This is a genomic window from Vibrio sp. R10-SG3-ISO3 (assembly GCF_059834225.1).
In genome coordinates this window covers 94,348-113,646 of sequence record NZ_JCBDHE010000041.1, presented here as the reverse complement: position 1 = coordinate 113,646, position 19,299 = coordinate 94,348, and the positions used below count along the sequence as shown (strand labels likewise).

General features: G+C 52.2%; 18 protein-coding genes. 3 read left to right on the top strand and 15 right to left on the bottom strand.

Going from position 1 to position 19,299, the window contains the following annotated elements; all coding sequences use genetic code 11:
* The 13 genes from AC6R1A_RS11250 to AC6R1A_RS11190 form a co-directional block, all read right to left on the bottom strand.
* A partial coding sequence (locus AC6R1A_RS11250; protein ID WP_500646179.1) for a putative quinol monooxygenase occupies positions 1-187 on the bottom strand: 187 nt, incomplete at its 3' end.
* A gap of 115 nt (positions 188-302) precedes the next feature.
* On the bottom strand, positions 303-563 hold the full coding sequence (locus AC6R1A_RS11245) for an EF-hand domain-containing protein (RefSeq protein WP_500627243.1): 261 nt from the start codon (positions 561-563) through the stop codon (positions 303-305).
* Between the two features lie 126 nt (positions 564-689).
* Positions 690-1,991, bottom strand: coding sequence for a urate hydroxylase PuuD (locus AC6R1A_RS11240; protein WP_500638859.1), 1,302 nt, complete (start codon positions 1,989-1,991; stop codon positions 690-692).
* The gene (gene guaD, locus AC6R1A_RS11235; RefSeq protein ID WP_500633088.1) at positions 1,937-3,304 is read right to left on the bottom strand and encodes a guanine deaminase; all 1,368 of its coding nucleotides are present in this window, start codon (positions 3,302-3,304) and stop codon (positions 1,937-1,939) included. Before guaD ends, AC6R1A_RS11240 begins: the two co-directional genes overlap by 55 nt.
* A 2-nt stretch (positions 3,305-3,306) precedes the next feature.
* Positions 3,307-3,630, bottom strand: a complete 324-nt coding sequence (gene uraH / locus AC6R1A_RS11230) for a hydroxyisourate hydrolase (RefSeq protein WP_500633087.1) — start codon at positions 3,628-3,630, stop codon at positions 3,307-3,309.
* On the bottom strand, positions 3,627-4,145 hold the full coding sequence (locus tag AC6R1A_RS11225; protein ID WP_500633086.1) for a 2-oxo-4-hydroxy-4-carboxy-5-ureidoimidazoline decarboxylase: 519 nt from the start codon (positions 4,143-4,145) through the stop codon (positions 3,627-3,629). Before AC6R1A_RS11225 ends, uraH begins: the two co-directional genes overlap by 4 nt.
* Positions 4,132-5,034, bottom strand: coding sequence for a xanthine dehydrogenase accessory protein XdhC (gene xdhC, locus AC6R1A_RS11220; protein WP_500633085.1), 903 nt, complete (start codon positions 5,032-5,034; stop codon positions 4,132-4,134). The genes AC6R1A_RS11225 and xdhC overlap by 14 nt, the downstream gene beginning before the upstream one ends.
* Positions 5,027-7,387 (bottom strand): xanthine dehydrogenase molybdopterin binding subunit, encoded by a 2,361-nt coding sequence (gene xdhB / locus AC6R1A_RS11215; RefSeq protein WP_500633084.1) that lies wholly within the window; start codon positions 7,385-7,387, stop codon positions 5,027-5,029. The genes xdhC and xdhB overlap by 8 nt, the downstream gene beginning before the upstream one ends.
* A complete protein-coding gene (xdhA, locus tag AC6R1A_RS11210; protein ID WP_500633083.1) occupies positions 7,380-8,792 on the bottom strand; it encodes a xanthine dehydrogenase small subunit in 1,413 nt (470 codons plus the stop codon). Before xdhA ends, xdhB begins: the two co-directional genes overlap by 8 nt.
* Positions 8,793-8,885: 93 nt before the next feature.
* Positions 8,886-9,962 (bottom strand): BMP family ABC transporter substrate-binding protein, encoded by a 1,077-nt coding sequence (locus tag AC6R1A_RS11205; RefSeq protein WP_334551951.1) that lies wholly within the window; start codon positions 9,960-9,962, stop codon positions 8,886-8,888.
* 296 nt (positions 9,963-10,258) lie between these two features.
* A complete protein-coding gene (locus AC6R1A_RS11200; protein WP_500633082.1) occupies positions 10,259-11,188 on the bottom strand; it encodes an ABC transporter permease in 930 nt (309 codons plus the stop codon).
* Positions 11,188-12,294, bottom strand: a complete 1,107-nt coding sequence (locus tag AC6R1A_RS11195; protein ID WP_500633081.1) for an ABC transporter permease — start codon at positions 12,292-12,294, stop codon at positions 11,188-11,190. The genes AC6R1A_RS11200 and AC6R1A_RS11195 overlap by 1 nt, the downstream gene beginning before the upstream one ends.
* Positions 12,287-13,846, bottom strand: a complete 1,560-nt coding sequence (locus AC6R1A_RS11190) for an ABC transporter ATP-binding protein (protein WP_500630808.1) — start codon at positions 13,844-13,846, stop codon at positions 12,287-12,289. The genes AC6R1A_RS11195 and AC6R1A_RS11190 overlap by 8 nt, the downstream gene beginning before the upstream one ends.
* A gap of 226 nt (positions 13,847-14,072) precedes the next feature.
* On the opposite strand from AC6R1A_RS11190, the gene AC6R1A_RS11185 reads away from it, so the two are divergent.
* Positions 14,073-14,729 carry a TetR/AcrR family transcriptional regulator gene (locus AC6R1A_RS11185; protein WP_500633080.1) on the top strand — a complete coding sequence of 219 codons (657 nt, stop codon included), beginning with the start codon at positions 14,073-14,075 and terminating at the stop codon, positions 14,727-14,729.
* On the opposite strand, the gene AC6R1A_RS11180 is transcribed toward AC6R1A_RS11185, so the two are convergent.
* Positions 14,713-15,579 carry an AraC family transcriptional regulator gene (locus AC6R1A_RS11180; RefSeq protein WP_500633079.1) on the bottom strand — a complete coding sequence of 289 codons (867 nt, stop codon included), beginning with the start codon at positions 15,577-15,579 and terminating at the stop codon, positions 14,713-14,715. The two genes, AC6R1A_RS11185 and AC6R1A_RS11180, sit on opposite strands and share 17 nt — an antisense overlap.
* A gap of 188 nt (positions 15,580-15,767) precedes the next feature.
* Between AC6R1A_RS11180 and AC6R1A_RS11175 the strand changes: the two genes are divergently transcribed.
* A complete protein-coding gene (locus tag AC6R1A_RS11175) occupies positions 15,768-16,922 on the top strand; it encodes an aminotransferase-like domain-containing protein (protein ID WP_500633078.1) in 1,155 nt (384 codons plus the stop codon).
* 89 nt (positions 16,923-17,011) lie between these two features.
* Positions 17,012-17,158, top strand: coding sequence for a DUF2256 domain-containing protein (locus AC6R1A_RS11170; RefSeq protein WP_500633077.1), 147 nt, complete (start codon positions 17,012-17,014; stop codon positions 17,156-17,158).
* Between the two features lie 114 nt (positions 17,159-17,272).
* Here the strand turns inward: AC6R1A_RS11170 and tkt are convergent, their stop codons facing one another.
* Positions 17,273-19,264: a transketolase gene (tkt, locus tag AC6R1A_RS11165; protein WP_500633076.1), complete on the bottom strand. Its 1,992-nt coding sequence runs from the start codon at positions 19,262-19,264 to the stop codon at positions 17,273-17,275.
* Positions 19,265-19,299: the final 35 nt, after the last annotated feature.

Below are 19,299 nucleotides of genomic sequence, written 5' to 3'. Positions count from 1 at the left end.
CTTCATGATCGACAAACTCTTCATACACATCAAATCGATGGATGTCGTCAGGATTTTGCGTGACCTCAAAGCACAGGCAGCCCGGCTCATTTCGAGTGAGTCTACAGTGTGTCTCCAGTTCGGCCAATACGATACTACGATCTTCGAAGGGAATAATGATATGGCCGGAGAGTGTGACTTTGTTCATTGTGCGTCCTTGGTAGAAAGTGCCTTCAGCATACCGTGCCCATAGGTGAAATCATAGGGATGATAGCGATAAAAAACGCCCACTAAGAGCGCGTCTTAAGTGGGCGTTAAGTTCGTTAGTCGCGAGCCGGTGGACGGTGCTCACTCATAAATTGCGAGAGTTCCGCCTCGGTGACTTTTCCATCGCCATCGGCATCAATAGAGCTAAAATCACGGGCTAACGGCCCTTTGGCTTCATCAGTGGTGATGTAGCCATCGCTATTTGAATCGATATCGCTAAAACTTGGCGGCGGGCCCTTGCGATCCCCGTCATTTGCACAAGCGGTGGTGATTAACAGAGCGCCGAGTAGCGCGGTACCAATGGTGAGAGTTTTCATCGTATTTTCCTTGTTAACAATGATTGACACACAGCATTGGAGCCGTTGAGTGGGATTTGGTTCGTAGCTTTACATTTTCTTACATTTGACGCTCCCACCAGTGTGAACTGGCGGGAGGGGGAAAGATTAATGGCTGTGACTAAGGGCCTCTTTAAGTTGCTGACGTTCTTGGTCTGTCATATTGGTTTTGTTGAGAAAGGGCATATCGGCCGACTCGACCGTACGCGCTAGAATGCGCGGGCTCCAGCGCTCAATATCTTGCCAAGAGTCGAAGATTGCGCCACTAGGTGCGACGGTGAACACATCGTCAGTCGGTATGGCGCTGTGACATTGGGTGCAGCGCTGCTCAATGATCTGCGTCGCTATTTCGATATAGTGAGTACGATTGATATCATAAGCAAGGCCGGAAGTGCCTCCTTCCGACGCGCTCTGTTGATGCAGGGCTGAGTCCTGAGAAGTGGTCGTTTGCGTGGCCACACTGCTTGCGGTCGCCTCTGCACGCGAGGCTTTATTCGCTTGAACGGATCCCCAACTGACGAAAACCGCGAGAAGCAGCATGGCTATCGAGCTTGAAATGAGTACGCTTGGCTTCGATTTACCCGCATGCTTGAGGTTAAAGTAATGGCGTAAATACGCGCTGATCACCAAAATCAGCATCCCCACTAACCAACTCAGCGAGTGTTGGTAGATCATCGGGTAGTGATTACTGATCATGAGAAAAATCACGGGAAGGGTGAAGTAGTTATTATGGATAGAGCGGCGTTTACCCTCCAGTCCGGGAGTCGGATCGACCGCTTCACCCGCCGCTACTTGCGCCACCATTTTACGCTGGCCGGGAATGATTTTATGGAACACGTTGTTGACCATGATGGTACCCATCAATGCACCCATATGGATAAAGGCACCCCGACCACTAAAGATGTGGGTAAAGCCATAGAAGAATAGCGCACCAAGCGCGATAAGTGCGCCGCAAAATAGCCCAGCGTGACGCGAGAGGGGGGAGCGCATCAATGCTTCATAGACAACAACGCCGAGTGCAATGCCACCCAAGCCCAAACTTACGGCTTGGAGGCTAGTTAAACTCATGACTCTGGGATCAATGAGGTAGGCGGCGGCGTTAAAATAGTACATCCAAATCATTAACGCGGTGCCAGTGATCCATGTCGTGTAGGCTTCCCATTTAAACCAGTGCAAGTTGGTCGGCATGCTTTGAGGTCCAACTTGGTATTTTGCTACTTCGTAAAAACCGCCACCATGCACGGCCCATAAGTCGCCTTTGATACCTTTATCTTTCTTCCATTGCGGTGGATTTTCTAGGCTATTGTCAAGCCAAGTGAAATAGAAACTGGCGCCAATCCAGGCCACTCCACAGATTACATGAAACCATTTGATAAAGAGCGCAAACCATTCGTAGAGTTGTGGCCACATACTGATACATCCTTTTGATAAACTAAATTTCCGTGAACATAAGTGCGTTCGATGACACGCTCATCGCCTAGGGTGACAAGGGCGAAGAGTTGTTCATTCAAATCCTGACAGCGCGCTGTACGCTGCTTGAGCATGGGAAACGCGTTGAGATCTAACACAACAAAATCGGCTTCCGTGCCGACGTTGAAGTTGCCAATACAGTGATCCAGCCCCATCGCGACGGCGGCGCCCTGGGTACACAAATATAAGGACTCAAACGCATCGAGACTGATGCCTTGTAATTGACAGATTTTGTAGGCGTCACTTTGGTTTTTAAGCAAGCTCAAACTGGTTCCGCCGCCGACATCACTGGCAATCGAAATAGGAATACCTGCCTCTTTTGCTTGCTGATAGGGAAACAAACCGCTGCCCAAAAACAGGTTCGATGATGGACAAAATGAGATTGACGCGCCACTGCTCGCCAGCGCATGTTGTTCCCGCTCGCTAAGATGAATCGCGTGACCAAATAGGGCTCTATCACGAACCAAATGGTTGCGCTCATAGACGCTAAGGTAATCGCTGTCGTCTGGGTAAAGCGATTGAACCCAAGCGACTTCGTTAATGTTTTCGCTTAAATGAGTTTGAATGAAGGTATCGGGGTGCTCATTGGCCAGTTGTCCCGCCTTCGCTAACTGCTCCGGTGTGCTGGTCGGCGCAAAACGCGGCGTGATGGCATAAAGAGCACGGCCATTTTTGTGCCAGCGCTCAATCAAGGCTTTGCTATCACGATAGCTGCTCTCAGGCGTGTCTTGCAGTGCGTCAGGACAGAATCGGTCCATCATCACCTTGCCACAGACCATGCGCGCATCGTAGTCTTGCGCGGCGCTGAAAAAAGCGTTGACCGACTGCGGATGCACTGTGGCATAGACACTGGCTGTGGTGGTGCCGTGGGCAAACAACTGTTGCAGAAAAAAGTCGGCTTGCTGCTTGGCGTAATGGGTATCGCTAAAACGAAGCTCAGTGGGAAAGGTGTAGGTGTTGAGCCAATCTAACAGCTGTTTTCCATAACTGGCGATGATCTCAATCTGAGGGAAATGGACATGAGAGTCAATCATGCCAGGAATCAATAAACCGGAGTGAACCTTGACTCGTCCCTGTGTGAGGAGATCTTGGTTGGCAGAGTGGGCGAAGAAGGCGTTGGCATCACCCACATGAACGATTTTGCCCTCTTCGATGACCAATACGCCATCGCGCCAATACTCATAGTGCTTTTGGGGCTCAGATGTCGCTGTTGGAAAGTGCAACAAGCTGCCACGGTGAATCTGTCTAGCCATGATTAACTGCCTCGATAACTGGAGTAAGCGTAAGGAGAGAGCAGCAGCGGAATGTGGAGATGACGCGTGTCTGAAACGCTAAAGTGCACGTCCACATAGGGGAAAAAGGCGTTGGAAAACACGCGTTGGCAGTAGGGCGCGACTAGAAATCGCAGGGTATAACTGCCAGCTGCTAATGTGGTGTTTTCAAAACGGGCGCGGCCATCATCGTCGGTGTGCATGCGGGCGATGGGATCCTGTGCGCCAAGTGGATAGAGTTCCACTTCAATGTTTGCTGCGGGGTGACCACTGGCGGTGTCGAGGATATGGCAACTGAGCGTGTTCATAAATAAGCTTCCATTCTAATTTGACTGATTTTGATCTGTTCTTGCGCAGCTTCGCGCAGTTCCACTTCTCGGCTTCGACCAATCCGCGATTCAAGCAGTGCAAGCATCTCTTTGGCACTTTTGTTGGTCGCGCAGACGATGAAGATGAAGCCGAATTTCTCTCGGTAGCGCTGATTGAGTGTGAGCAATCGCTCTAGGGTCTCTCTATCGGCGCTGGCTACTTGCCTCTGCTCTTTTTCACTGAGTGCTCGGCCTTGCGCGTATTTCTTTTCTAGACTGGCGAGATCGCCGATCATTGGATGCCCGGCAAAGGCCTCAAGCCAATCTTTCTCTTCAAGCTGCTGGAAGGCACGGCTTGCGCTATGGCGCAGTGCTTCACCGTCTTGAAAGGGTGCCGATTCCATCACCAAGGCTTGCCAGCGCAAACTGGCGCAAATCTGACTGAGCGCGAAGCCATCGAGCTGCGCAATCGGGCGTTTACGTGAGGTATCACTTGTGGTTTTAGCTGTGGTCATGCGCATTCCTTTTGAGTTGGGAGGTCACGAGTTGACGAGCGTCGTTGGCCTCGCGCCAAAGCGATTCTGGGCTCGTTTCTATCGGCGAGGATGTGTGGCTGGCAAAGTAAGCATTGAGCTGCGCTGCGACCGAAATAGCCACTTGCATCGGCAGTTTGCCTTTGACATCAGGATGCCCAATCGGGCAGGTGAGGTGCTCAAGCGTGGCCGGGTCGGCCAGTTGCTCTTTCAGGCGATAGCTAAAGCGCTGCTTTTTCCCCTCAGAACCGATTAAACCAACGAAAGCAAACCTGTTGGCATCCAAGGCTTGGCGAGTAATGTCGAAATCGAGGGCGTGATCTTGCGTCATCACCACGATGTAAGCATGGCTAGGTAGCGATGTAAGGGTTTGCGTGACATCCTCGATTAGATGGGTATGAATGTGGGCATCTTTGAGCGGAGCTAACCACTCACTGCGGGTATCGGCAACATGCAGCTGGCAAGGCAGCTCAGTTAAGATCCGACACAGCGCTTGGCCGACATGCCCAGCCCCAAACACGACGACGTGTGGTGTTTGGGTAAGGAAATACTCGAACATCACTTGCACACCGCCGCCGCAACACTGGCCAAGATCGGCGGCGAGAGAAAAGCGTTCGATGGTAAGAGTCGATTGGGATGTTGCGAGCCCTTGACGCGCTTTTTCAATCACTTGGTATTCCAAGTTTCCACCACCAAGCGTGTCAAACTGGGCGCTCTCGGTGATCACCATCTTAGCGCCTTGATTACGAGGTACCGAGCCGACACTGGCAATCACGGTAGCGATGCAGTAAGCCACACCTTGTGTCTCCAGCTGCTGACAGGCACTGAGCCATGAGAGTGAGCGGGAATGGAGAAATGGCGAATTAGTCATGGCTGTGCTCCTTCGCTCGTTGCTCGAGCCAGGTCAGTTGGTCTTCGCATGCAGAGAGAATCGCCTCGCCGGTCGCAGGCGCATGCAGCAAGGCGGCGTGTTGGTGTTCGCTAATGGACGAGATCGCATCAAAAATGGCGCACCAAGCGCTGATGCCGTGCATAAATGGCGGTTCACCCACCGCTTTAGAGCGATAGATGCTAGTTTCTGGGTTGGGTTTGTCGAACAAATCGATGTGCAACTGTTTGGGGTAATCACCAATGGTGGGGATTTTGTAGTTCATTGGGCTGTTACTGAGTAAACGCCCATCGTCTGCCCAGAGCAATTCTTCACAGGTTAACCAGCCTAAACCTTGGATAAAGGCACCCTCAATTTGGCCTTTATCGATGGCCGGATTCAAGCTGTTGCCAACATCGTGGAGGATGTCGACGCGCTCGACGGTCATTTCACCGGTTAGCGTGTCGATCATCACTTCAGAACACGAGGCGCCAAGGGCAAAGTAGTAAAACGGTCGACCGCTCGCGCTGGCTCTGTCATAGCCGATTTTCGGCGTTTGATAGAAGCCGGTCGCGGAGAGGGAAACGCGGTTCATGTACGCCGCTTGTACCAGTTCCGCCCAACTGACTGGCGTTGTGGTACCGATCAATTGACCGCCTTCGATATCGATCTCTGCGACTTGATAATGGCTTTTAGCAAACTCAATCAGCCTTTGTTTGATCTCTGCCGCCGCGTTGTGCGCCGCCATGCCGTTGAGATCGGCGCCCGAAGAGGCGGCGGTCGGTGAGGTATTAGGCACTTTATCGGTGCGTGTTGAGGTGACCAGTATGGCGTCAAGTGAGACGCCCAGCGTTTGCGCGACGATTTGGCCTACTTTGGTGTGTAAACCTTGGCCCATCTCGGTGCCGCCGTGTGAGACCTGTACCGAACCGTCGGTGTAGACATGAATCAAGGCGCCAGCTTGATTGAGGTGCTTGGCAGTAAATGAAATTCCAAACTTCACCGGGGTAAGCGCCAAGCCTTTTTTCAAATATGGATGAGTGAGGTTCCATTGCGCAATCGCTTCTCGGCGCTGACGATAATCACAGCGCGCTTCGAGCGATGTGATCAGTTCTCGCATCTCTTGGTGTTGAGATACTTCCATGCCGTATGGCGTGGTGTGCTTATTCTCGTTATAGAGATTGTTAAGACGCACATCGAGCGGGTCTTGGCCGGTGGCAATCGCTAACTCTTGCATCGCTTTTTCTATAACGATCATCCCTTGCGGGCCGCCGAAACCACGAAACGCCGTATGAGACACAGTGTCGGTTTTTAAGCGATGACCCACGATGGTCGCTTCACCGAGTGAATAGGCGTTGTCTGCATGAAACATCGCGCGGTCGACAATCGCATCAGAGAGATCCGGTGAGTGGCCGCATAGGCCATGAATGGCAATATTGGCGCCTTGAATGATACCGTTGCGGTCGGCACTCAGTTGATAGCTTTGATAGAAAGGGTGGCGCTTGCCTGTTGCTGTCATATCGAGCGCGCGCGGCAAGCGCAGCTTGACCGCTTGTCGAGTGTAGTACGCACCCAATGAGGCTAAGCATGCCCATTGCGCCGCTTGGCTCTCCTTACCGCCAAATCCACCGCCCATGCGGCGCATATCAACGGTGACGCGGTTGAAATCGAGACCGAGCACTTCGGAAATGAGCTTTTGCACTTCAGAGGGGTGTTGAGTGGAACATTGAACAAAAATGCCACCCTCTTCAGTCAGGTGCGCCAAGCTGACTTGACCTTCAAGGTAAAAATGCTCTTGGCCGCCCACATGCAGTTCGCCATTAATCACCACATCCGCGTCTTGCTGCCAGTCGCGCGCTTTGCTTGGGCCCATTTGGTGCACCGGCAGAAGCGGCGCTTGGGCAACTGCGTCTTGGTGGTGGAGTATCACTCGGTCATCGACCTCATACTCCACTTCAGCGAGTGAAGCGGCTCGCCATGCTTGCTGGTGGCTACGTGCCACCACTAATGCGATGGGCTGACCGTGGAAATGAATGTGTTGGTCGATCGTCAGTAGTGGATCGCCGGGAAAAATCGCACCGATGTCCTTATGCGCAGGGAGGTCGCGCTCACTCAGCACGGCGACGACACCGTCCGCCGCGCGAACGCGCTCAACGTCCAAACGTGTGATTCGGCCTTTGCTGACGCTACTGGTGATCACCGCCGCATGCAAGCAACCCGTTGGCGTGGGGTAGTCGTCGACGAAACGGGCTTCGCCACTGACTTGTCGGTCGGCGCTTTCATGCTTGACGGAGCGGCCAACAATCTTGGATGGCTGTCTGTTTTGAGCCTCTTCAAGTACGGTTAATTTACGCATGGTGCACCAACCTCACATCAATGTGTTGTGTTTGCAGATAGAAACGTTTGAGCAGGTTTTGCACTAACTTAACTCGATATTGCGCGCTGCCACGGACATCGGACAGCGGCTGGATAACCTCAGGAACCTTCGCTTGCGCCGCATGGACGATAGACAGGCTCAGAGGACGCCCGACAAAGACTTTCTCTAGTTCGTGGAGGCGCACCGATTTTGCGGCGACTCCGCCAGCGGAAATGATGCAATTCTTGACGCGCTGGTCGCTATCTATCGTCATATTGATGCCTAGGGTGACCGTGGCGATGTCGTCTTCATAGCGTTTGCTTATCTTGTATATTGCATGATGTTGATTGGGCGCGAGTCTGGGTAGGTGAATCGCACTGATCCATTGATGGCCGCGCAATAGGGTTTCACGGTAGCCCGTGATGTAGTCCTCGGGGGCAAACAGCGTTTTCGTCACGCCATCATCCACTTCGATACGTCCGTTGAGGCTCATCAACAAAGGAGCAATATCGCCAATGGGTGAGGCGTGGCCTAAGCTACCGCCAAGCGTTGCGCGGTGGCGAATGGTTAAACTGCCCAGTCTTTCAATCACCTCATCGGCACTGGAGAAATGCTCGCGTGCAAAGGCGTGTACGCGGTCCATCGGCACCGCAGCACCGATACGCCAACCAGAGGTGGTCTCTGTGATGGTAAGAAGATCATCGACATTAGAGATGTCGATCAGTTTAGGTAGTGAGCGACCTTGTTGGGTGACTTCCAATGAGAGGTCTGTGCCACCGGCAATCAGTTTAGCGCTCGGCATTTGGGATTTGGCTTGCGCCAGTTCAAGGCGCGTTTTTGGTCTAGCGTAGTGGTGGCAAGCGGCGTCATCGACACTGGCGATCCAGGTTTTCACTGCGCTGGTGTCTTGCTCCAGCGGATCGTCGATTGACTGGCTTGCGATGGTGTTGGCGACCTCGATCAACGGGCCGTAGCCAGTACAGCGACACAAATTTCCTGCGAGGTAGTCACTCGGGTGTGACACTGTCTGTTTTTGCTTTGATAGTGCGTAAAGGGACATCACAATCCCAGGCGTGCAAAAACCGCACTGGGTGCCATTTTTGTCGACCACCGCTTGTTGCACCGGATGCAAGGCTTGCGCTTGTTTGAGGTGCTCGACGGTAATGATTTGCTTACCATGCAGCGCGTGAACGGGGGTGATACAGGCATTGATTTGTTTGTAGCTCAGTTCGCCGTTTGGGTCTGATTCCACCATTACAACAGTGCATGCGCCGCAATCACCGCTGGCACAGCCCTCTTTTGAGCCGGTCAGTTGTTTGTGTTCGCGTAGGTAGTTAAGCAACATGGTGTCGGCGTCGAGGGACGCAATCTTAACAACCTCACGATTGATCATGAGCTCCAACATAACTTCCTCTGTTCTTATTATCTTGTCCAACTGGTCAACTATTTAGGTAAAAAAAGGCTCGCACCCGTGAGCGAGATGCGAGCCTAGATAGGTTTAGTTAGGAATTTTTGCGTCGATACCTTCGACGTACCAGTTCACGCCCGCAAGCTCTTTGTCATTGAGTGTGTATCCCGCTGCAATGACTTCGTTGCCTTGGTTATCTTTCATCGGGCCGGTAAACGGATGGAACTCACCTGATTTGATCTTCGCCTCGGTTTCGGCAATGGCGTCTTTGATCTCAGCTGGCAGGTCTGGATTGATCGAGACAATTTGCAGCAACTCATCTTTTAGACCACCCCAATAGTCTTGTGGTGCCCAAGTGCCATCCATCGTTCCCTGTACCGTTTTAATGTAATGTGGTGCCCAGTTATCTCGTACCGAGAACATGTGGGCTTTCGGCGCGAAGTGGCTCATGTCGGAAGCTTGTCCAATCCCCATCACACCGCGTTTTTCCGCAGCAATCAGAGGCGCTGGGCTGTCGGTGTGTTGAATAATGATGTCTACGCCTTGGTCGATGAGCGCGTTCGCGGCGTCAGACTCTTTGCCCGGATCGTACCAAGTGTTGACCCAAACAATTTTCAGTTTCACATCGGGGTTGACACTTTTCGCACCAAGATAGACCGAGTTAATGTCGCGGATCACTTCCGGAATAGGGAAAGACGCGATGTAACCAAGGGTATTGCTCTTTGTCGCCATGCCCGCAGCAACGCCAGATACATAACGGCCTTCATAGGTACGAAGAGTGTAGGTGCCAAGGTTTTTCGCCATTTTGTAGCCCGTGGCGTGTTCAAAGGTGATGTTTGGGAAACGTTTGGCGACTTTCAGTGTTGGGTTCATAAAGCCAAACGAGGTGGTAAAGATGACATCGTTACCTGATTTCGCCAACTGAGTGATCACGCGCTCAGCGTCAGCCCCTTCGGGTACGTTTTCGACAAAGGTGGTTTTCACCTTTCCAGCGAAATGTTTTTCCATCTCAATGCGGCCTTGGTCGTGCTCATAGCTCCAGCCATGATCGCCGACGGGACCCACATAGACGAAGCCGACTTTGACTTCATCTTCTGCAAGCGTTGAAGCTGAGAGCAACGAGGTCACTGATAAGGCCACCGCTGTCATCCACTGATTCATTTTCATGAAATTCTCCGTTTTCATTTTTGGTTTGAGTAGTAAGAACCTAAGCTGAAACTGATTCTTATTTATCTGCATAGCAAAAACTTGACCAATTGGTCGTATTTTTAGCCGAAGGGTGAAAATAATCGCGCAACGCCCGTCAAATCTGGTGTGGGGTGAGGTTTACGTGCTTCTTAGTTTCGATGGATTTGAGTGATGCGCGTGGTGGATGAGGGTGGTGTGATTCATTGTTGTGCGAAATGATACCGCCCGTGCACCGTTTTAATGCACGGACGCTATTACCACAAACATAAAAACAATCAATGGCGTTTGGGATCAAACGGTTTACCAAGGCTCATTGGCGTTGCCAATTTTTGGCGTAACTCGTTGGAACTGAGTAATACCATCACAACGATAGTGGCGACGTAGGGGGTCATGGCTAATAAGTTGGGCGAGATGTCTAAACCGACCCCTTGCATCATTAAATGCATAATCGACGTCAAGCCGAACAAGTAGGCACCAAGCATCAAGCGGCCCACTTTCCATGAAGCGAAGACTACCAGAGCCAGCGCAATCCAGCCTCGACCTGCTGTCATGTTCTCCATCCACATTGGGGTATAGGCTAAAGACATGTAGGCGCCCGCCAGTCCTGCAAGTGCGCCGCCCAGTAGCGTGACAAGGTAGCGTACTTTGATCACTTCAATGCCAAGGGCATTGGCCGAATGCGGGTTCTCACCGACAGCGCGGATCACCAACCCAGCGCGCGTCCGACTGAGCACCCAAGCACTAATACCGACCAGAACAAAGCTGGCGTAAACCAATAGATCATGTTGAAAAAGCAGCGGCCCAAGAAAAGGCAGATCGCTAAGCAGCGGAATCGCTATCGGTTGAAAGCCTTCAAGGGTGGACCCCACTAAACTGCCGCCGAGGAAGGCGCTCAAACCAGTACCAAAAATAGTCAGTGCTAAGCCTGTCGCGACTTGATTGGCACTCAGGCTGAGTGTCAGTACACCAAAAATAAAGGCCATCGTCATACCTGCGACCATAGCAAGGAGAACGCCCATCGCGAGGCTGTCGGTGAAATACGCGCCGGCAAAGCCCGCCATGGCGCCCATTAGCATCATGCCTTCTTGGCCCAAATTCAGTACGCCGGTTTTTTCGCAAATCAGTTCACCAAGGGCGATGATGAGTAGCGGCGTCCCGGTTTTTAATGCTGCTATGAGCAGCGATTGGATAAGTAGTGCGTCCATTAGGCGGCTCCTTGGTGGTCAATTGGGTTAGTTTGAGTGCGGGCGAAAAGCGGTTTCACCATCACCAAGCGATAGTTGATCAAAAAGTCGCACGCAAGCAGGAAGAACAGCAAAGTACCTTGGAATAGGCCTGTCACCGCAGTAGGTAAGCCCAGCTCAATTTGCGCGAGATCGCTCCCCATATAGAGCACGCCCATAAACAAAGCCGCAATCACCACACTAATAGGATTTAAGCGCCCCAGATACGCAACGATGATCGCGGCGTACCCATAGCCTGGAGAGACAGACGGGATCAGTTGTCCAATGGGCCCAGTCACTTCCGCCGCCCCAGCAAAGCCCGCAAGCGCCCCCGCGAGAAGCATCACGCCCCAGACGAGTTTCTTTTCTGAGAAACCGGCGTATTTAGCCGCTGCCTTGGCCTCACCTAACACGCGCAATTGGTAGCCGGGTAAGGTGCGAAACAAGGCAAACCCCGCGAGCAGCGCGATGCCAATGGCAATGACGATCGCCATCGAAGCACGGCCGGATTCAAATAGCGGGCTTAGCATGACTGCATCGGCAAACATCACGGACTCTGGGAAACCAAACCCTTGCGGGTCTCTTAGCGGGCCATGTACCGCCCAGAGTAAAATATAGAGACCGACATAGTTGAGCATGATAGTGGTTAAAATGATGTTGGTGTGAAAACGTCGGTAGAGCAGGGTGGGGATGGCCGCCCAACCCGCGCCAGCTAACACACCAGCACCGATGGCGAGTACTAGATGAAGTGGACCTGATTGATCGGTGGCGCTGATGGCAACCGCACTTGCTGCTACTGCGCCAATCAGCAGTTGGCCTTCAGCGCCAATATTCCAAATATTGGCGCGATAGCAGAGCGCCAAACCGACCGCACAGAGCATTAACGGCGTGGATTTCACCAACAACTCGCCGAGGTTATAACTGTCCTCAAACGGCATAACGACAAACACTTCAAAGGCGCGCACCGGACTGACATCAAGCCAGACAAACAGCAGGCTCGATAGCGCAAGCGTCAGCGTTATCGCAATGAACGGCGATAGCCACATCATCCACTGCGAGCTTTCTAATCTGGGTTCCACTTTAACCATGACTCACCCCCTGCGATTCGCTGCTTGCGCCTTGGTGGGAGGATGGCGATAAAAAGCCACCCGCGATCCATTCACCTAGTTGGTCGATAGAGGTGTCGTCGGTCTTTATGGCCGGAGAGACATGCCCTTCATAGATGGCGGCGAGGCGATCACAGATCATAAAGAGTTCATCAATATCTTCTGATACCACCAACACCGCAGCTCCTTGGTCACGCAGCGCAATCAGTTGGCGATGAATGGCGCTGGCTGCGCCGATATCCACACCCCAGGTCGGGTGGGCGCAAATCAGTAACGTCGGGGATTGAGCGATTTCTCGTCCCATGATGAATTTTTGCAGATTGCCGCCCGAGAGGCTTTTTGCTTGCGATTGCTCATTGCGACACTTGACCTGATTATCTTGGATCAACTGCTTGGCGAGTTGTTTGAGTTTGGGAAACTGAATCAAGCTCTTGTGATTTAAGTGGGCGGCGTGAGTCAGTAGCGTGTTCTCTTCCAAGCTCATCTCTGGTACTGCGCCTTGGCCAAGCCGGTTAGCAGGTACATAGGCAAGACCGCGTTTGCGCCTTTGCCCGGCATCAAGATGCCCAATCGCTTCGTCTTGCCATTGGATGCTGCCCTTACTGGCTCGTGTATCTTCGCCGCTAAGCGCCGCTAGCAGTTCTTCTTGGCCGTTTCCCGCCACTCCGGCGAGGCCAAAAATCTCGCCTGCATTAAGGCGAAGAGCGACGTCTTTTAATGCGCAGCCAAACGGGTGAGAGGCCTCGAGTGACAAGCCTTTCGTGTGCAGGACAGGGGCGCCGCCCTGCACTTTGTCATAGTGCTCTGAGAGGGTCGCATGCTCTCCAACCATCATCCTGGCAATGCTGTTGGGCGTTTCTTGGCTTGGGTCACACTCACCGGTCACTTTTCCGCCGCGTAGAATGACGGCTCGGTGGCATAAGGCGGTCACCTCTTTGAGCTTGTGGCTGATGAATAAAATGGCGCAGCCTTCTAAGGCAAGTTGGTTGAGCACCGCAAACAATCCTTCGATCTCTTGCGGCGCAAGTACTGAAGTCGGTTCATCGAGGATCAATAGCTTCACGTTTTGAATCAAACAGCGCAATATTTCAACACGCTGTCGTTCACCGATACTCAGGCTATGGACGTAACGATCGGGGTCGACATGGAGCTGATATTGAAGACTTTTGTCGATGATCGTCTGTCTTAGGTTGTCAATGGTTGCCAGAAAGGCTTTATCCAATCCCAGCTCGATGTTTTCTAACACAGTGAGCGTTTCAAACACGGAAAAGTGTTGAAATACCATGCCGATCCCCATCTCTCTTGCTTGGGTCGGTGAGGCAATCGTGACTTCATGGTTGTTCCATAATATCGCACCGGATGTGGGCGTGTTTACGCCGTAAATCATCTTCACTAGGGTCGATTTCCCAGCGCCGTTTTCTCCAAGTAGCGCGAGAATCTCGCCGCTATGGAGTTTTAAATTCACTTTGTCATTTGCGACGACCCCTGGAAACACCTTTGACAGGTTCCAGAGTTCGAGAAGCGGTGCTGTCATGTTGAGCCAAGTCCTTTTGTTTTTTTTGAATAGTATTGATGGGCTAAATGCAAAAAGCTGACCAATTGTTCAAGCCAACGTTGGGCTAGGCTCGCGATCCATACGGTGACAATCGATGAACTAAATCAGTGCGTATGCCTGCTCTTGGTGCAGATTCACAGGCTTGACAAGGCAATGAAATCGGGTGATTACTGTAAAAAGAGTCAGCATAAAACAAGGAGTCATTTTGAACGTCCAACTTGGGAAGGAAAAGCGCGCATCCTCGGGCGAAATCCGCAGGCGCAACGAACAGTTGATCTTGCAAGCCGCCGCCGATGAGTTTGTTAAGCATGGTTACAAAGGCACGTCGATACAAGCCATTGCAGACAGAGTGTCGCTGCCTAAAGCGAACATCCTCTACTATTTTAAATCCAAGTCAGGACTGTATAAGGCGCTACTGGAAGATATTCTAAACCTTTGGAATGACGGCTTTTCTGAAGATGCCATTCAGCGCGATCCTCAAGAAGTATTGCGGCGATATATCGTAGGCAAAATGCGTTACAGCCGCAGCCATCCGCAAGAGTCGAAAATTTTCGCTCAAGAGATCATCCAAGGGGCCCCCAACATCCGTGCGGCGATCCAATTTCCGGTTGTGGAGTGGAGCAGTGGCAAGGCGACCGTGATCAGCGCCTGGGCCGAGCGGGGGCTCATTCGTGCGGTTGACCCGTACCATTTGCTGTTTCTTATCTGGGGCGCGACGCAATTTTATGCCGACTTTGAAAGTGAGATTGAACTCATTAAAGGAGCTCAGCTCTCCGATGACGAGTATCAGCAGGCGCAAGAGTTTGTGGTCGATATGGTCCTGCGCGGCCTAAAACCGGATCCGGTCAATAAAAACCAATAGGCAGATAAAAATCGAGCTCAAAGTGTTCACTTTTGTTGGTGAAATGGTTATCGAAATAGTGCACGTAAGCCGGGGTAGAACCGAGCTTAAACCCTGACTGTGGCAGCCAACGTTCCAACACTTGACTGATTTGTGGTAGCAACTCCCCATACACGCCGGTCAAGCGAAACACGGCGTGTAACCCACCTGGAATCACCAACTGATTGACCAAGCTGCGTACCTTGATCGGTTTATCGATTTCAATACACGCCACATAGCGGCACTCGTCCAATTCCACCCAAGCGGGGTTGGAGTGGTGCAGGCCAAATTGCACGCTGGCGTCCCGCTGCTCTGAAAGCGCCCATGCATTGAGTACCGTCCATGCCTTTTTGATGGAACGGTTGTAGCCAGTATGACGGATATAGGCCGCAAAGCGCTCAGGCACCTGCTTGATTTGAGGCTCTGGCAACCGCTTATTAGCGGTGCGATGGTAGCCTGCTGCAATTTCTGGGTCCTTTAAATAGGGTTTGTCACCCGCGCGTAGATCTTGCTGACGCCACTCCCCCGGGGAGGCAGAAAACGTCGCTTTGAACGCTCGGCTAAACGACGAGACCGATTGAAATCCACAGCGCGCGGCAATGTCTGCCACCGAGGAGCCTTGGTCAAACATCAACTGGTTGGCCGCATACTCCATGCGGGTGCGACGAATGTACTTGTGTAGCGATTCACCGACAACCTGTTTAAACACGCGATGAAAATGCTGTTCAGAATAGGCGGCGACGTTGGCAAGCGCTTTGCCGGGGAGATCGCGGCTGATGTCTTTGTGGATGTAATACAGCACATCGTTGATACGGGACAGGTGTTGGGCCATGGTTTGAGAAAAATCGCATAAATGGACATGTTGATAAGCATAAATGGACAGCGCAAAATGTGCAACGACAGGTAATATCGAACGCTATAACAGAATATTTCACTGCTCTCACTTGCCGTAAGTGAACAGCCTTTGATTAGGCGCAGCCAAGTGGTTGCGCTCCGAGTTTGAAACGCACAGGGTCCGATATGCACATTGCCAAGTCATTAGCCAACACGCCTTCTTCTTACATTCGCGAAATTCTTGCTGCTGCCTCAGACAAGAGTGTGATTTCGCTTGCGGGCGGTTTGCCCGATGAACAAACCTTTCCTATCGAATTGATGCGGCCGACGCTAGAGAGTTTGCACCTGCAACCTGACGTGTTTCAGTACGGTGCCACGGCAGGTTACGGGCCTTTGCTCGACTATTTAACCGATCACTACGATTTACCGTCCTCACACAGCGCGATGGTCACCACCGGATCGCAGCAAGGGCTGGATTTGATTGCGCGTGCCTACATTGACCCGCAAGACACAGTGGTGATGGAAGCACCAAGTTACCTCGGAGCGATGCAAGTCTTTGGGTTAGTGGAAGCGAATATCGTCACAGTGTCACAGACAGAGCAGGGGCCAGACTTGGCACAGCTTGAACAGGTTTTCCAAACTCAGCAACCGAAAATGTTCTACGCCGTACCGGATTTTCACAACCCAACTGGGGTGTGTTGGTCACTCGATACGCGTGAGCGCGTTGGTCAGTTGTGTGAACAGTATCAAGTCAGCTTGATTGAGGACGCGCCATATCGCGAGCTGCGTTTTGCGGGCACGGCACTGCCAATGGCGTCAACGTTCTGCCCGCAACACTCGATTGTGTTGCGCTCCTTCTCCAAAATCGCCTCACCGGGTCTGCGTGTAGGGGTTGTGACTGGCAATACCACCTTCTTAGCACCACTGATCAAAATTAAACAAGGCGCCGATTTGCACTCCAGCGTACCGATGCAAGCGGTACTGCTTGGTCTGTTGCAAAACCCTGCGTTCAGTCAGCACATTGAGACGATTCGCACCTTGTACCAAGCGCGTTATCAGAGTTTATACCGCTCTCTCAAAGCCTCACTGCCTGCTGGCTGTGATGTACGCCCAGTACAAGGCGGCATGTTCGTCTGGCTCACCTTACCGGAGTGCGACAGCTTTAAGCTCGCTACCCAACTGCTTGAAAATAAAGTGGCGGTGGTCCCAAGTAGCGTGTTTTACCCCGCCGGCGCAAAGGCATTCCCAGCGCTGAGACTTAACTTCACCAATGCAACCGAACAAGAGTTGACCATCGCCGTCGAGCGTTTGGTTGCTGGCCTCACTGATATTCTCAGTTAACCCCCACGTATGTCGCCTGATCTGACTGTGGCGGGTGACGTATCATCAAACATGACCCACTCATAAGATGATACGAGCCGACAGGCGACATGCACAAAAAACTGACCCTTCCCGAAAAAGTCTGCCCTATTTGCCATCGGCCGTTCCATTGGCGTAAAAAGTGGCAACGCTGTTGGGATGACGTGAAATATTGCTCTGCGCGCTGTCGCCGAAACAAGTTCCGTCGCGACCCATAAGTGGAAAGGCTGCTTAACAGCGTGTCATTTTAGCTTTTTTCGTTGAACGTTGAGACCGAAAAAAAAGCCCCGCTATCACTAGCGGGGCATTGTTTATCACAGCTGAATCCGTCGTTAACCGATCAGTGTTTTCGCGGTTTTCACCACGTTTTCTGTCGTGAAGCCGAACATTTTGAACAGTTCGCCCGCTGGCGCGGATTCACCGAAGGTGGTCATACCGATGATCTTGCCGCCAAAGCCAACATACTTGTACCAGAAGTCAGCAATACCCGCTTCGATAGCGATACGAGCGGTCACATCTGATGTCAGTACAGATTCGCGGTACGCAGCGTCTTGCTTGTCAAAGGCATCGGTTGATGGCATTGAAACAACACGCACTTTCTTACCTTCCGCGGTGAGCTCTGCCGCAGCGTTAACCGCCAGCTCAACTTCAGAGCCTGTTGCGATAAGGATAAGCTCTGGCTTGCCTTCACAATCTTTCAGGATGTAACCACCGCGAGCGATGTTCGCGACTTGCTCTTCGCTACGCTCTTGCTGTGCAAGGTTCTGACGAGAGAAGATGAGAGACGTTGGGCCGTCTTTGCGCTCGATCGCGAGTTTCCAAGCGACAGCGGATTCCACTTGGTCACATGGACGCCATGTGCTCATGTTTGGCGTGAGACGTAGCGAGGCCATTTGCTCAACCGGTTGGTGAGTCGGGCCATCTTCGCCAAGGCCGATAGAGTCGTGCGTGTACACTTGGATGTTCTGAACTTTCATCAGAGCCGCCATGCGCATTGCGTTACGTGCGTATTCCATGAACATTAGGAAAGTTGCGCCGTATGGGACGAAACCACCGTGCAGAGCGATACCGTTCATGATAGCTGTCATACCGAATTCACGTACACCGTAGTGGATGTAGTTACCCGACGCATCTTCCGCAGACACTGACTTAGAGCCAGACCACATGGTGAGGTTAGAAGGCGCAAGGTCAGCAGAGCCGCCAAGGAATTCTGGTAGCATAGCACCGAACGCTTCTAGCGCGTTTTGAGACGCTTTACGTGATGCAATGTTTGCAGGGTTCGCTTGAAGGTCAGCGATGATGGCGCTGGCTTTCTCTTCCCACTCGGCAGGTAGCTCACCGTTTACGCGGCGTTTGAATTCTGCTGCAAGCTCTGGATATGCTGCTTCATAAGCTGCAAGTTTCTCGTTCCACGCTGCTTCCTTAGCTGCGCCTGTCTCTGTCGCGTCCCATTGCGCGTAGACATCTTGCGGAATTTCAAAAGGACCGTGCTCCCAACCTAGCTGTTTACGTGTCGCTGCAATTTCTTCAGCGCCGAGTGGTGCACCGTGACAGTCGTGAGAACCCGACTTGTTCGGTGAGCCAAAACCGATGATGGTTTTTGTACAGATTAGAGTAGGACGAGGGTCCGCTTTCGCCGCGATGATAGCTGCGTTGATCGCTTCAGGATCGTGACCGTCTACCGCTGGGATGACGTGCCAGCCGTACGCTTCAAAACGCTTCGGCGTATCGTCAGAGAACCAACCTTCAACGTGACCATCGATAGAGATGCCGTTGTCATCCCAGAACGCGATCAGCTTACCAAGACCTAGCGTACCCGCTAGAGAACAGGCTTCGTGAGAGATGCCTTCCATCAGACAGCCATCACCCATGAATGCGTAGGTGAAGTGGTCAACGATGTCATGACCCGGTTTGTTGAATTGCGCTGCAAGCGTTTTTTCCGCTAGCGCCATACCGACTGCGTTAGTGATACCTTGGCCAAGTGGGCCAGTGGTGGTCTCGATGCCCGGTGCGTAGCCATACTCTGGGTGGCCAGGGGTTTTAGAGTGCAGTTGACGGAAGTTTTTCAGGTCGTCAATCGATAGCTCGTAGCCGCTTAGGTGCAACAATGAGTAAATCAGCATAGAGCCGTGGCCGTTTGAAAGCACAAAACGGTCGCGGTCAGCCCATTCTGGGTTTGAAGGGTTGTGGTTGAGGTGAGAGCGCCACAGTACCTCAGCGATGTCTGCCATACCCATAGGTGCGCCCGGGTGACCTGAATTGGCTTGTTGTACGCCGTCCATGCTCAGCGCACGAATGGCATTGGCTAAATATTTGCGATCCATAATAAATACCGACTATTAGATGGTTTCTTAAAAAA

What these genes read in the sequence shown, in the direction of transcription:
- AC6R1A_RS11180 (WP_500633079.1), bottom strand. Translation starts at nt 15,579, where the DNA reads ATGGCCCAACACCTGTCCCGTATCAACGATGTGCTGTATTACATCCAC.
- AC6R1A_RS11175 (WP_500633078.1), top strand. Translation starts at nt 15,768, where the DNA reads ATGCACATTGCCAAGTCATTAGCCAACACGCCTTCTTCTTACATTCGC.
- AC6R1A_RS11245 (WP_500627243.1), bottom strand. Translation starts at nt 563, where the DNA reads ATGAAAACTCTCACCATTGGTACCGCGCTACTCGGCGCTCTGTTAATC.
- AC6R1A_RS11240 (WP_500638859.1), bottom strand. Translation starts at nt 1,991, where the DNA reads ATGTGGCCACAACTCTACGAATGGTTTGCGCTCTTTATCAAATGGTTT.
- tkt (WP_500633076.1), bottom strand. Translation starts at nt 19,264, where the DNA reads ATGGATCGCAAATATTTAGCCAATGCCATTCGTGCGCTGAGCATGGAC.
- xdhB (WP_500633084.1), bottom strand. Translation starts at nt 7,387, where the DNA reads ATGCGTAAATTAACCGTACTTGAAGAGGCTCAAAACAGACAGCCATCC.
- AC6R1A_RS11190 (WP_500630808.1), bottom strand. Translation starts at nt 13,846, where the DNA reads ATGACAGCACCGCTTCTCGAACTCTGGAACCTGTCAAAGGTGTTTCCA.
- xdhA (WP_500633083.1), bottom strand. Translation starts at nt 8,792, where the DNA reads ATGTTGGAGCTCATGATCAATCGTGAGGTTGTTAAGATTGCGTCCCTC.
- guaD (WP_500633088.1), bottom strand. Translation starts at nt 3,304, where the DNA reads ATGGCTAGACAGATTCACCGTGGCAGCTTGTTGCACTTTCCAACAGCG.
- AC6R1A_RS11225 (WP_500633086.1), bottom strand. Translation starts at nt 4,145, where the DNA reads ATGACCACAGCTAAAACCACAAGTGATACCTCACGTAAACGCCCGATT.
- AC6R1A_RS11200 (WP_500633082.1), bottom strand. Translation starts at nt 11,188, where the DNA reads ATGGACGCACTACTTATCCAATCGCTGCTCATAGCAGCATTAAAAACC.
- AC6R1A_RS11205 (WP_334551951.1), bottom strand. Translation starts at nt 9,962, where the DNA reads ATGAAAATGAATCAGTGGATGACAGCGGTGGCCTTATCAGTGACCTCG.
- AC6R1A_RS11170 (WP_500633077.1), top strand. Translation starts at nt 17,012, where the DNA reads ATGCACAAAAAACTGACCCTTCCCGAAAAAGTCTGCCCTATTTGCCAT.
- AC6R1A_RS11195 (WP_500633081.1), bottom strand. Translation starts at nt 12,294, where the DNA reads ATGGTTAAAGTGGAACCCAGATTAGAAAGCTCGCAGTGGATGATGTGG.
- uraH (WP_500633087.1), bottom strand. Translation starts at nt 3,630, where the DNA reads ATGAACACGCTCAGTTGCCATATCCTCGACACCGCCAGTGGTCACCCC.
- xdhC (WP_500633085.1), bottom strand. Translation starts at nt 5,034, where the DNA reads ATGACTAATTCGCCATTTCTCCATTCCCGCTCACTCTCATGGCTCAGT.